The following is a 13,096-nucleotide window of genomic DNA, read 5'->3' on the forward strand; positions in this document are numbered from 1 at the left end:
AGCACCCGCGCAGTCGGCCACGCTGCGCGGCCCTCCTGAGCCACGCCAACAAGGAAGAATCCTGATGTCCGCCAACAAAACCGTCGCGCCCGCTCTCTCCGGCGCCATCAGCCTGTTCGTGGTACTCGGCCTGTGCGTTAGCCCCCTTTACTTCAGCGCGGCCCTGGTCTGCGTCGCCATCATGGCCATGCGCAACGATACGCGCCAGGGACAGCTGTACGCCGGGCTCGCGTTCCTGTTCCTGCTCGTCGCCTTCGGCTACGGCATCGGCAAGGACCTGGCGCAACGCGACAATGCGCGCGACGCGCAGGTTGCCGCAGTCGACCGGCAGTAGGCGTCCCAACGCGCCCAGTCGCTGCGCGAAGCACATGCCCAGCGGCCCGCGATCGCGCGCCCGCGGCCAGCAGAATCGACCCCGGCAGCGCATCTGCGTACACTTCCGCGGCAATGAAACAAGCATCGTACGTGGCACTGCAAGCCACCTGGCCGCGGCAGGGCCGCAACATCCTGGCGCACTTCGACGCCGAATCGATCGTCGTCTACCAGGCATACCGCCCGTCGATCGCGCAGTTCGCGGTCGCGCAGCAACGCTTCGGTGGAGAATTCAGCTACGAGCGGATGAGCTGGATCAAGCCGAACTTCCTGTGGATGATGTATCGCTCGGGATGGGCGCAAAAGGAAGGACAGGAACGGATCCTGGCGGTGCGTCTGCCGCGTGCGTTCTTCGATGCGCTGTTGCGCGCGGCGGTTCCTTCCACGTTCGACCCGTCGCGCTTTTCCAGCCACGCCGAGTGGCAGGCCGCGATCCGCCATTCCGACGTGCGCCTGCAATGGGATCCCGACCATGCGCCCGACGGCACCGCCCTGGAACGTCGCGCGTTGCAACTGGGCCTGCGCGGCGAGGCGCTGCGCCGCTACGGCGCGCAGCAGGCCATGGCGATCACCGACGTCACCGACTTCGTGCACGCACAGGCCGCCCATTTGCGCCACGGCGAGGCGTCGCTGTGCGTGCCGCACGAACGGGTCTACCTGCCCGAAGCGACCGCCGCGCACGCCGTCGGCCTCGACCTCTGAGGCGGCGCCGATAGCGGCGGCGCACGCCCTGCGCGGCGCGCATGCACGCCAGCGTGGCGCTGCACGACCGCGCACCGCGCACGGCACGTGGGACCCGGCGTGCGTGGGCATACTGTCGTCCATCCCGACTGCCGCAGGAAACCGATGTCCTACGCCGCACTTCGCACCCTGCTCGCTCCCTGGGGCGAGCTACGCCCGCAACCGGCGTCCGACTGGCAGGGACCGATCCCGCTGCCGGCGACGCTCGCCGATTTCTACGCACAGGTGGGGCCGTGGGGCGAGACCTACCACGCGCACGTGGGCCCGACCGGCGTGTCGCTCGACATCGGCGGCAACCCGGTCGACATTCCGCCGCTGCACAAGCTCTGGCAACTGCAAGCCGGATACCGGTGGAATGCCGTCGGCGGCGAACGCCTTGCGGACTGGAGCGAACAGTGGCTGGTGGTCGCCGACCAGGGCGCGGACCCCATCATTCTCGACGTCGCCAGCGGCGAGGTGCTGTTCGCGTTTCACGGTGCCGGTGCGTGGCAACCGAAGCGGCTGGCCGCCAGCCTGGACAGCGCATTCGGCGGCCTGGCCACCATCGCCAATGCCATGGCCGAACTGGGCGACGACGCATTCGACGAGACCGACGCGTTGCGCGCAACGGCGCGCGCGGCGGTCGCCTCGTCCCTGGCCTCGTACCTGGGCAGCGCCGCGCAGGCCACACAGTTTCTGGATGCGTTGGAGTGGTACCAGGCTTGAACCCGCCCGACGCGGGCTGCTGCAAGACCGAGCCGCACATGCCGGTGACGGCAGCATCGTCGTGGCGTTTCCGGGCCAATCGCGCAGCATCCTGGGAACCGCCTACGCCGCAGCCGATCGTGCAGCGCATCACAACTTTTCCTGGCCGATCCGTTAGCGTTACGTCTGGGCTGACGGGGAGTCGCACATGGCGTTTCGCACCACGCGGCGCGGGCTATTGCTCGGCGCCGGTTCGTTCGCGTTGCTGTCGCAGGTGCCGGTGGGCTTCGCCCTGCCGCGCGGCGCGGCAAAGACCCCGGCCTTCATCGATGCGCTGATCGCGCGCATGACCGTGGAAGAGAAGGCCGGGCAGCTGACCCTGTCCGGCTCGGCGCAGCAGACCGACGCCGCCGCCGCGGCCAATCCGGTCAACGTGCGGCCCACCGCCGAGGGCCAGCTGGCCGCGGCGCGCGCCGGGCGCCTGACCGGCATCTTCAACGGCTCCAACGTGCGCTGGCACCAGCAGCTGCAACAGGCGGCGCTGCAGAGCCGGCTGCAGATCCCGCTGCTGTTCGCCGCCGACGTGATCCATGGCTTCACCACCGTGTTCCCGGTGCCGCTGGCCGAGGCCGCCAGCTTCGAGCCGGACCTGGCGCAGCGCACCGCGCGCGCCGCGGCGCTGGAAGCCAGCGCGGTAGGCATCGACTGGACCTTCGCGCCGATGGTCGACATCGCCCGCGACGCACGCTGGGGCCGCGGCGTGGAAGGCAGCGGCGAGGACGTGCTGCTCGGCCGTCGCTTCGCCCAGGCGCGGGTGCGCGGCTTCCAGGGCGAGGGCATCGGCCACGCCGATGCGCTGGCCGCCTGCCCCAAGCATTTCGCCGCCTACGGCGCGGCCGAGGCCGGGCTGGACTACAACACCGTCGACATTTCCGAGCGCACCCTGCGCGAGGTGTATTTCCCGCCGTTCCAGGCCGCGTTCGACGCCGGCGCGGTGACCACGATGGCCGCGTTCAACGAGATCGCCGGCATTCCCGCCACCGCCAACACCTGGCTGTTGAGCGAGGTGCTGCGCGGCGAGTGGGATTACCGCGGGCTGGTGGTGTCCGACTACACCGGCGATCAGGAACTGATCGCGCATGGCTTCGCCACCGATGCGCGCGATGCGGCACGGCTGGCGTTCCTGGCCGGCGTGGACATCAGCATGCAGAGCGGGCTGTACCTGCAGCACCTGCCCGGCCTGGTCGCCGACGGCGCGGTGACGATGGCGCAACTCGATGCCGCGGTGCGCCGCGTGCTGCGGTTCAAGGCCGACCTCGGCCTGTTCGACGACCCGTTCCTGCGCATCGTGCCCGAGCGCGCGCAGGCGCGGCAGCGGCGCCCGGAAACGCTGGCGCTGGCGCGCGAGGCGGCGCGCAAGTCGGTGGTGCTGCTGAAGAACGACGGCGAGCTGCTGCCGCTCAAGCGCCGCGGCCAGCGCATCGCGCTGATCGGGCCGATGGCCGCCAACTGGGTGGACAGCGCCGGCCCGTGGACGCTGTTCGGCGGCGACGACAGCGGCAACGACCTGGCCACCGCGCTGCGCGCGCAACTGGCCGACCGCACTACGCTGCAGGTGGTGGAAGGCTGCGCGTTCGAACACAGCCTGCCCGGCGGCGTGCAGGCCGCGGTCGCCGCCGCGGTCGGCGCCGACGTGGCGGTGCTGGCGATCGGCGAGCCGCTGCGCTATTCCGGCGAAGCGCAGTCGCGCACCGAGATCGTCATTCCGCCGGCGCAGCAATCGTTGCTGGCCGCGGTGGCGGCGACCGGCACGCCGGTGGTGGTGGTGCTCAGCAACGGCCGCGCGCTGGTGCTCGACGGCGCGGTGCTGGAAGCGCCGGCGATCCTGGTGAGCTGGTTCCTGGGCTCGGCGTCCGGCGCGGCGCTGGCCGACATCCTGTTCGGCACGCACGGCCCGTCCGGGCGCCTGCCGGTGAGTTTCCCGCACGAAGCCGGGCAAGTGCCGTACAGCTACGCGCACAAGCCCAGCGGCCGCCCCGATCCGCGTCCGGACGCGCTGCAGCCGTACAAGACCCACTACCGCACCGTGCCCAATGCCGCGCTGTTCCCGTTCGGCCACGGCCTGACCTACGGCCGCATCGAATACGGCGAACTGGCGCTGAGCGACGCGCGGCTCGCCGCCGGCGGCACGCTGCGGATCAGCGCGCGGATCCACAACCGCGGCACGCGCGATGCGGAGGAAGTGGTGCAGTTGTACGTACGCGACCGCAGCGCCAGCGTCACCCGCCCGGTGCGCGAACTGAAGGATTTCCGCAAGGTGGCGGTGGCGGCCGGTGGCAGCGTCGGCGTGGAGTTCGTGCTGCGCCGCGAGGATCTGCTGTTCGTCGGGCAGGCGTTGAAGCCGACGGTGGAGCCGGGCGTGTTCGATGTGTGGGTGGCGCCCTCGGCCGAAGCGGCTGGCCTATCTGCGAGCTTCGACTTGGTGGACTGAGCGGGAGCGTTCCGCGACAGCGAACCCTGTAGGAGCGGCTTCAGCCGCGACAGACACCATCCGTAAAGCCCGTCGCGGCTGAAGCCGCTCCTGCAGGATGCAACGTGTCAGCCCCGCAGCGCCTTCGACATGAACCGCGCAATGCGGCTGCCGGCAGCGGCCCGAACAGCATCGGTTGTACATGTCGGCGGCACCCTTGGCGATGCGATGCGCTTGCGGGAGCGATCCGCGGCAGACAGATCATTGTGGGAGCGACTTCAGTCGCGACGGGCGTCACCGATAGAGCCCGTCGCGACTGAAGTCGCTCCCACAGGGTTCACTGCCTGCAACAGATGAGAGAGAAGCCACGCTAGCCTTGCATCGCCTCGGCGAGAAATGGCGCAGTCCGGCTACGCGCATGCCGCGCCACCGCCTGCGGTTCGCCGGCGACGACCACCTTGCCGCCTTCATCGCCGGCGCCCGGCCCCATATCGATGATCCAGTCGCTGGCCGCGGCCACGCGCATGTCGTGCTCGACCGCCACCACCGTATTGCCCGCCTCCACCAGCCCGTGCAATTGGCGCAGCAGCGTGTCCACGTCGGCCGGATGCAGGCCGGTGGTCGGCTCGTCGAGCACGTACACGGTGTCGCGGCGCTGCGCGCGCTGCAGCTCGGTGGCCAGCTTGATGCGCTGCGCCTCGCCGCCGGACAGCTCGGTGGCCGGCTGGCCCAGCCGCAGATAGCCGAGCCCCACCTCGCCCAGCACCTGCAGCGGCCGCGCGATCGCCGCGTCGTCGGCGAAGAAGTCCGCTGCCTGCGCCACGGTCATGCGCAACACCTGCGCGATGGTCTGCCCGCGCAGTTCGATCTCCAGCGTCTTGGCGTTGTAGCGCGCGCCGTGGCAGGTCGGGCACGGTGCATAGACGCTAGGCATGAACAATAGCTCCACGAACACCGCGCCCTCGCCTTCGCAGGTTTCGCAACGGCCCTTGGCGACGTTGAACGAGAAACGGCCGGCGTCGTACTTGCGCTTGCGCGCCGCGGGCGTCGCGGCGAACCGCTTGCGCACGTGGTCGAACAAGCCGGTATAGGTGGCCAGGTTCGAGCGCGGCGTACGGCCGATCGGTTTCTGGTCCACCTGCACCAGCCGCCGCACGTGCTGCAGGCCGTCGGCGATGCGTCCGTCGGTCGCCGCCTGCGTACTGCGTTCCAGCGGATCCACGCCTTCTTCCGGATCGACGCGCTCCTGGCCAAGATGCGCACCGAGCAACTCCACCAGCGCCTGGCTGACCAGCGACGACTTACCCGAGCCGGACACGCCGGTGACCGTGGTGAACACGCCCAGCGGAATGTCCACGTCCAGCGCGGCGACGTTGTTGCGGGTGATGCCGCGCAGCTGCAGCCACGCGCCCGGCGCGCGCGGCGCGTGCGCGATCGGCGCCTGCTCGGCGAACAGGTAGCGGCGCGTGGACGAGGCGGCGACCTGGGCCAGCCCCGCAGGCGGCCCGCTGTACAGCACCTGCCCGCCCTGCTCGCCCGCGCCGGGACCGACATCGACGATCCAGTCGGCATGGCGGATCACATCGATCTCGTGCTCGACCACGAACAGCGAATTGCCCGCGGCCTTGAGCTGGTCCAGCGCCGCCAGCAGCGCCTGCGCATCGGCCGGATGCAGGCCGGCGGACGGCTCGTCCATCACGTAGACCACGCCGAACAGCTGCGAGCGGATCTGCGTGGCCAGGCGCAGCCGCTGCAGTTCGCCCGGCGACAGCGTCGGCGTGCTGCGTTCCAGGGTGAGATAGCCCAGGCCCAGCTCCTGCAGGATCTGGATCCGCGCCAGCAGATCCTGGGCGATGCGCTGCGCGGCGATGGCCTGCTCGGGATGCCGCTTGGCGTCGCGGGTGCGGCCTTCTGCGGCAGGACGCAGCAGGTCGGCCACCTGCGTGAGCGGACGCTGCGACAACGCGCCGATGTCGAGTCCGGCGAAGGTCACCGACAGCGCCTCGCGGCGCAGGCGCTTGCCGTCGCAGGTCGGGCATGGCGTGCTCAGCAGATACTGCGACACGCGCTTCTTGATCAGCGCGCTCTGGGTGCTGGCGAAGGTGTGCAGCACGTAGCGGCGCGCGCTGCTGAACGTGCCCATGTAGGCCGGTTCCTGCTTGCGCCGCAGTGCGCGCTGGGTCTCGGCGAGGGTGAAGCCTGGATACACCGGCACCGTCGGCTGCTCGTCGGTGTACAGGATCCAGTCGCGGGTCTTCTTCGGCAGCTTCGCCCACGGCACATCGACGTCGTGGCCGAGCGTGGTGAGGATGTCGCGCAGGTTCTGCCCGTGCCAGGCCGGCGGCCACGCGGCGACGGCGCGCTCGCGGATGCTCAGCGAGCGGTCCGGCACCATCGACGCCTCGGTGGCGTCGTAGATGCGGCCCAGGCCGTGGCAGGTGGGACAGGCGCCGGCCGGCGTGTTCGGCGAGAAGCCGTCGGCATAGATGATGGCCTGTCCCGGCGGATAGTCGCCGGCGCGCGAATACAGCATGCGCAACGAATTGGAGATGGTGGTGACGCTGCCGACCGACGAGCGCGTGCTCGGCGCGCCGCGATGCTGCTGCAGCGCCACCGCCGGCGGCAGGCCATCGATGGCATCCACGTCCGGCACGCCGGCCTGGTCGATCAGGCGCCGTGCGTAGGGCGAGATCGAATCCAGATAGCGCCGCTGCGCCTCGGCGAACAGCGTACCGAACGCCAGCGAGGACTTGCCGGAGCCGGACACGCCGGTGAACACCACCAGCGCATCGCGCGGCAGCTCCACGTCCACATCCTTGAGGTTGTGTTCGCGGGCGCCGCGGACGCGGACGAAACCGGAGGCGGCGGAAGCAGGCGGTTTTGGCATTGGCTGGGAGACACATCTGCGAGAACGCGGACAAGCTTAGCGGGTCGGTTGGCTGTGCCGTGTATGGGCCGGCGCGGTGCATGCGGCATCGCCTCCAACATGATGCCCACCAGCCAATCGAGACGCCGCTGTAGGAGGGGCTTCGGCCCCCGACACTATCGGCAGCCGTCAAATGCACCGCTTCGCTCGTCGCGACTGAAGTCGCTCCCACCGGGACTTGCGGTGAGCCGGCTGGGTGCACTGTCGGAGGGGCTTCAGCCCCGACCGGGATTGTCGACACCCAGGCTGCCTGTCGCGGCTGAAGCCGCTCCTACAGGGGACTTGCGGCGAACTGGCCGGGTGCACTGCGGGAGTGACTTCAGTCCCGACGCTGTCCGCAGCCGTCGAGTGCACCGCTTCGCTCGTCGCGACTGGAGTCGCTCCCACAGGGACTTGCGGTAATTCGGCTGGGTGCACTGTAGGAGGGGACCGGGATTGTCGGCCCCCATGCTGCCTGTCGCGGCTGAAGCCGCTCCTACAGGGACTTGCGACGAGCCGGCTGGGTGCACTGTGGGAGGGGCTTCAGCCTCGACCGGGATTTGTCGGCACTTCATGCGGCCTGTCGCGGCTGAAGCCGCTCCTACAGGGACTTGCGGCGAGCCGGCTGGATGCACTGTAGGAGGGGCTTCAGCCCCGACCAGGATTTGTCGGCACTCCAAGCTGCCTGTCGCGGCTGAAGCCGCTCCTACAGGGACTTGCGGCGAGCCGGCTGGGTGCACTGTAGGAGGGGCTTCAGCCCCGACCGGGATTTGTCGGCACTTCAGCGGCCTGTCGCGGCTGAAGTCGCTCCTACAGGGACTTGCGGCGAACTGGCTGGGCGCGCTGTGGGAGGGACTTCAGTCCCGACGCTGCCCCCTTCCGCTACACGTAGCGCGGAATCGGCCCCAGCTGCGGCGTCTGGTCCGGCAGTTCCACTTCGGTGTCGTCCACATAGCACCAGCCCCAGCCTTCGGGCGGGTCGTAGCCTTCGATGATCGGGTGTGCGGTCTGGTGGAAATGCTTGGTCGCGTGGCGATTGGGCGAATCGTCGCAGCAACCGACATGGCCGCAGCTGCGGCACAGGCGCAGGTGCACCCAGGGGCTGCCGATCTTCAGGCATTCCTCGCAGCCGCGCGCGCTCGGCGTGACCTCGACGATGGTGGAAAGGTGGGAACAACGCGCACTCATGGGCTGGCCCTCTCGATGGGGGCGGGCGCACTGCGCCGCGCCAGGAACTGATGGATCTGCGCGACCACCGCCGCGCCCTCGCCGACCGCCGCGGCCACGCGCTTGACCGACCCGGCGCGCACGTCGCCGATCGCGAACACGCCCGGCCGGTCGGTCTCCAACGGCAGCGCAGGCACCTGGCCCGCCATGGGGTCGGCGCCGGTGACGACGAAGCCGGCGTGGTCCAGCTGCACGCAGCCGTCCACCCAGGCGCTGTTGGGATCGGCGCCGACGAACAGGAACAGATGGTGCAAGGCGCAGCGATGCGTGGCGCCGCTGGCGCGATCGCGGAACTCCGCGCTCTCCAGGCGCTGCGCGGCATCGCCCTGCAGCGACACCACCTCGGTGCCGGTATGCAATTCCACGTTCGGCAACGCGGCGATGCGCTCGATCAGGTAGCGCGACATCGACGCCTCCAGCCCCGCACCGCGCACGATCAGGTGCAGGCGCTTCACCTTCGGCGCCAGGAACACCACCGCCTGGCCCGCGGAATTGCCGCCGCCGACCAGGGCCACCTCCTCGCCTTCGCACAGCCGCGCTTCCACCGGCGAAGCCCAGTACGACACGCCATTGCCCTCGAACGCGGCCAGGTTGGCGATGTCCGGGCGCCGGTAGCGCGCGCCCGACGCGATCACCACGGTGCGCGCCTGCACGCGCAGGCCGTCGCGCATCTGCAACTGCAGCGGCGCGGCGCTGCAGTCCTCGGCGGTGGCCGCGTCGCAATGCAGCTGCGCCACTTCCAGCGGCAACGCCAGTTCGGCGCCGAACTTCAGCGCCTGGTTGTAGGCGCGCCCGGCCAGCGCCTGGCCGGAGATGCCGGTGGGAAACCCCAGGTAATTCTCGATCCGCGCCGACGCGCCGGCCTGGCCGCCGATCGCGCGCTGGTCCAGCACCAGCACCGACAGCCCTTCGGACGCGGCATACACCGCGGTCGCCAGGCCGGCCGGGCCGGCACCGACGATCGCCACGTCGTAGCGCTTGTCGGGGTCCAGTTCCGGGGTCATGCCCAGGCAATGCGCGGCCTCGGCCTCGCTGGGACGCCGCAGCACGGTGCCGCTGGGGCAGACCATCAGCGGCAGTTCGTCGTGATGGATGCCCAGGCGCTCGACCAGCGCGCGGCCCTCGTCGTCGTTGGCCGCATCCAGGAAGGTGTTGGGATAGCCGTTGCGGGTCAGGAAGCCCTGCAGGCGGGTCAAGCGCGCCTCGCCCGGCTCGCCGATCAGCACCGAGCCGGCGGTATCGCCTTCGATCAGTCCGACCCGGCGCAGGATCAACGCACGCATCACGATCTCGCCGACGTCGGCCGAACTGATCATCAGCGAGCGCAGATGCGCCGCATCGAACGGCACCGCCACGCAGCCCTGCGCCCCGGCACGTCCGCCGGCCAGCGACGCACGGCCGGCCAACTGGCTGACCTCGCCGGTGAACTGCCCGGCGCCATGCTCGGTGACAGGCTTCTCGTGGCCCAGTCCATCACGGCGCACCACCGCGATCGTGCCCTGCAGCACCAGCCACACCGGCGCCGGATGGTCGCCGACGGCGAAGACTTCCTCGCCCGGCGCGAACGTGCGCGGCGCGCCGCTGGCGAAACGGCGCGCGGTCTCCACCTGCGCCGGCTCGAGCACCGGGAACATCTGATGGCGACGGGTATCGGCCAGGCTCATCGGCATCCTTGTGGGCAGCGGGCGACAACGCACAGCATGCGACGCGTGGGCGCGGCCGGCAATCACCCATTCTGGGAAGAGGCGCGTGCACGGCAGCAGTGCGGCTACGCTCTCGGCGAGGGCGGAGGGGCGCGTCTCGCACACTCGGTCGGCGAGGCGCTTCGCGCCCGTACCCTCACCCCAACCCCTCTCCCGAGGGGAGAGGGGCCAAGGCGCTGCGGCTGTTCCCTTCTCCCACCGGGGCCATCCCCCTTTGGGAGGAAGATGGCCCGCAGGGCCGGATGGGGCGACGGACGACGCCTCGCAATCACCGCACACGACGATCTTTCGTCGCGACGCAGCACCGCCATCGCGCAGCCAGTACGCGCAGGTATGGCGCGCCGCACCCGGCTGCCGCAATGGCGGCCCTTGTGTTCGATCCGCAATCCCCCATCCAGTGCGTGCTGCGCCGTCTTCGGCGTCCGTCCCGCCCCTATCGTCCTCAAGGAAACCGCCCATGTCCGTCTCGATGTACCGCCTTACCGTCCCGGTGTTCCTGCGTGGCCTGGACGTGCTGCAGCACTACGTGGACCTGGCCGAGCGCCATGCGCAGGACCAGGGCCTGGATCCGCAGACGCTGGTCGACGCACGCCTGGCGCCGGACATGTTCGGCTTCGCCGCGCAGATCCAGCGCGCCTCGGACACCGCGAAGAACACCATCGGCCGCCTCAGCGACATCGTGCCGCCGAAGATGGCGGACGACGAAACCACCCTGGCACAGCTGCGCGAGCGCATCGCCGCCACCCAGCGCTTTCTGCACGGCGTGGAGGCTTCCGCCCTGGACGGTGCGCAGGACCGCGCGGTGTCGCTGAGCGCCGGCAAATTGAAGGCCGACTTCAACGGCAGCGACTACCTGCTGACCTTCGCCCTGCCGAACTTCTTCTTCCATGTCGCCACCGCGCACGCGATCCTGCGCCAGCAAGGCGTGGCGGTGGGCAAGCTCGACTACCTGGGACCGTTCGACACGGCAGAAACCGAGCGCGCATAAGCCCCTCTCCCGTCGGGAGAGGGGTTGGGGTGAGGGTACGGCGCGAAAGCGACTCGCGGATCCAGGCGCACGAGGCTCCGCCCGTACCCTCATCCGGCCCTACGGGCCACCTTCTCCCGAGGGGAGAAGGAAACAGCCGCAGCGCTTAAGCCCCTCTCCCCTCGGGAGAGGGGTTGGGGTGAGGGTACGCCGCGAAAGCGACTCGCTGATCCAAGCGCACGAGGCTTCGCCCGTACCCTCATCCGCCCCTGCGGGGCACCTTCTCCCGACGGGAGAAGGAATAGCCGCAGCGCTTAAGCCCCTCTCCCCTCGGGAGAGGGGTTGGGGTGAGGGTACGGCGCGAAAGCGACTCGCTGATCCAAGCGCACCAGGCTCCGCCCGTACCCTCATCCGCCCCTGCGGGGCACCTTCTCCCGATGGAAGAAGGAACAGCCGCAGCGTTTAAGCCCCTCTCCCCTCGGGAGAGGGGTTGGGGTGAGGGTACGGCGCGAAAGCGTCTCGCTGATCCAAGCGCACGAGGCTGTACCTGTCAGCGTCGGAGGCCGCGACTGTCGGCGCCAGGCGATTAGGCCAACGAAGGCACCGCAAACGCACCAGCATCGTCCGCCGCAAACGCCACGCCGGCCAACGCATGCATCCGCGCCACCGTCGCCGCGAACGGCCGCAGCACCGCCACGCCGCGTTCGGCGAACACCGCATGCAGGGCGGCGTAGTACCACAACGTCCCCTCGCGGCCGGCAGTGAAACGCGCGAACACCTCGGTGCCCACCGCGGGGTCTTCCAGATCCGCGACGATGCTGCGCGCGTTGTAAAGCTTGTCGCAGGCCGACACCAACAACACCGCATCCGGCGCCTCGCGCAGATGCGCCAGATACGCCTGCTTGCGGGTGCGCCAGTCGCGGCGCCTCGCCGGCACGTCTTCCTGCGCCGCCTTGTGCTCGGCGCTGGCGTCGGTGCAGCCCATCACGATCGCCGCCACCGCATCGCCGAACTGCGCGCGGATCACCGCCTCGTGGCCGGCGCCGCAGTCTTCGACCACGTCGTGCAGCAACGCCGCGATCGCCTGGTCTTCATTGCCGCCGGCCTCCAGCACCAGCGTCGAGACCCCCAGCACATGGCTGAAATACGGCACCGTGCCGCCCTTGCGGAATTGGCCGGCGTGGGCGATGCGCGCGTAGTCCACGGCACGCGCATAGAGTTCGGTGAGAGCGGTCATGCGGTCTTCCTGACGAGGGCAGACCCGCATTATTGCGGAATCCGCACGCCGTAGCGGCGCGAACGGTTCAGCCCGACGGCGGCCGTACCCGGAACACCACGCTCATTCGCGGCGCCACCGGCCTGGCGGTCTTGGGGATGCCGTGTTCGTGGGTGAGCTGCGACGCATGACTCATCGCCAGCAGGCTGCCCGGCGCCAGCTCCACGCCGATGGTCCTGCGCTCGCCGGCGGTGGTGCGAAGGTTCATGCGCCGCGGCGCGCCCAGCGACACCAGCGCGATCGGGTACGGGGCCAGCAGCGTATGCAGCTTGTCGTGATGCATCGCCACGCTGTCGCGGCCGTCGCGGTACAGGTTCAGGCCCACGTCGGTGTACGGCGCCGGCAGCCGCGCCTGCACCGCCGCATGCAGCGCGCGCAACGGCAGCGCCTCGGGCAGCTCGTGCAGCCCATACGCCGCCACCAGCCGCGGCACGTCCACCACCCGGTCGTACATCGGCCGGCGCAGCTGTTGCCACTGCGCGCCGTCGCGCAAGGCGGCGAACCACGCCTGCGCCTGCTCCGGATCGAGCAGCTGCGGCCAATAGCGGATACCGCCCTCGGCATCGGGCACCAGGCAATGCGGCGCGTCGTCGGGCTGGGCGAACAGGTCCATGGGCACAAGATGGGGGCGCGGCGAAGGAGGCACCATTCCAGCATCTGAACGGATCAGCGGCTGCGACGCGGCGCAATCTCGCCGCCCACAAGGGGAATTCTTACTTTTCGCCCGCGCTGCGTTAACGTTCCGCTTGGG

Annotated in this window: 10 protein-coding genes; 5 read left to right on the plus strand and 5 right to left on the minus strand. The window is 70.0% G+C overall.

The genetic code is table 11. The features are described 5' to 3' along the window. Nucleotides 1-64: 64 nt before the first annotated feature. The 4 genes from AB8810_RS17370 (at nt 65) to AB8810_RS17385 (ending at nt 4,288) form a co-directional block, all read left to right on the plus strand. Nucleotides 65-334 (plus strand): hypothetical protein, encoded by a 270-nt coding sequence (locus tag AB8810_RS17370; RefSeq protein WP_179570733.1) that lies wholly within the window; start codon nt 65-67, stop codon nt 332-334. Nucleotides 335-465: 131 nt separating this feature from the next. Beyond that, nucleotides 466-1,074, plus strand: a complete 609-nt coding sequence (locus tag AB8810_RS17375) for a DUF4291 domain-containing protein (RefSeq protein ID WP_369914372.1) — start codon at nt 466-468, stop codon at nt 1,072-1,074. A 144-nt stretch (nt 1,075-1,218) separates the two neighbouring features. After that, the gene (locus AB8810_RS17380) at nt 1,219-1,818 is read left to right on the plus strand and encodes a hypothetical protein (RefSeq protein ID WP_369914373.1); all 600 of its coding nucleotides are present in this window, start codon (nt 1,219-1,221) and stop codon (nt 1,816-1,818) included. A gap of 187 nt (nt 1,819-2,005) precedes the next feature. Beyond that, entirely contained in the window at nt 2,006-4,288 is a 2,283-nt protein-coding gene (locus AB8810_RS17385; RefSeq protein WP_179570730.1) for a glycoside hydrolase family 3 N-terminal domain-containing protein, read from the plus strand. A gap of 349 nt (nt 4,289-4,637) precedes the next feature. Here the strand turns inward: AB8810_RS17385 and AB8810_RS17390 are convergent, their stop codons facing one another. The 3 genes from AB8810_RS17390 to AB8810_RS17400 form a co-directional block, all read right to left on the minus strand. Beyond that, a complete protein-coding gene (locus tag AB8810_RS17390; protein WP_369914374.1) occupies nt 4,638-7,154 on the minus strand; it encodes an excinuclease ABC subunit A in 2,517 nt (838 codons plus the stop codon). Between the two features lie 900 nt (nt 7,155-8,054). Then, a complete protein-coding gene (locus AB8810_RS17395; protein ID WP_179570728.1) occupies nt 8,055-8,360 on the minus strand; it encodes a UBP-type zinc finger domain-containing protein in 306 nt (101 codons plus the stop codon). After that, a complete protein-coding gene (locus tag AB8810_RS17400; RefSeq protein WP_369914375.1) occupies nt 8,357-10,063 on the minus strand; it encodes an FAD-dependent oxidoreductase in 1,707 nt (568 codons plus the stop codon). The genes AB8810_RS17395 and AB8810_RS17400 overlap by 4 nt, the downstream gene beginning before the upstream one ends. Before the next feature lie 496 nt (nt 10,064-10,559). Here AB8810_RS17400 and AB8810_RS17405 point away from each other — a divergent pair, with 496 nt between their 5' ends. Next, a complete protein-coding gene (locus tag AB8810_RS17405; RefSeq protein WP_369914376.1) occupies nt 10,560-11,090 on the plus strand; it encodes a DUF1993 family protein in 531 nt (176 codons plus the stop codon). Nucleotides 11,091-11,655: 565 nt separating this feature from the next. Here the strand turns inward: AB8810_RS17405 and AB8810_RS17410 are convergent. Both AB8810_RS17410 and AB8810_RS17415 read right to left on the minus strand, forming a co-directional pair. Continuing rightward, a complete protein-coding gene (locus AB8810_RS17410) occupies nt 11,656-12,306 on the minus strand; it encodes an HD domain-containing protein (RefSeq protein WP_191824970.1) in 651 nt (216 codons plus the stop codon). 67 nt (nt 12,307-12,373) lie between these two features. Further along, nucleotides 12,374-12,958, minus strand: coding sequence for an alpha-ketoglutarate-dependent dioxygenase AlkB (locus AB8810_RS17415; RefSeq protein ID WP_369914378.1), 585 nt, complete (start codon nt 12,956-12,958; stop codon nt 12,374-12,376). Nucleotides 12,959-13,096 lie beyond the last annotated feature (138 nt).

The sequence above is a fragment of the Xanthomonas sp. NCPPB 3005 genome, assembly GCF_041228095.2.
GTDB classification, from domain to species: domain Bacteria; phylum Pseudomonadota; class Gammaproteobacteria; order Xanthomonadales; family Xanthomonadaceae; genus Xanthomonas_A; species Xanthomonas_A bonasiae.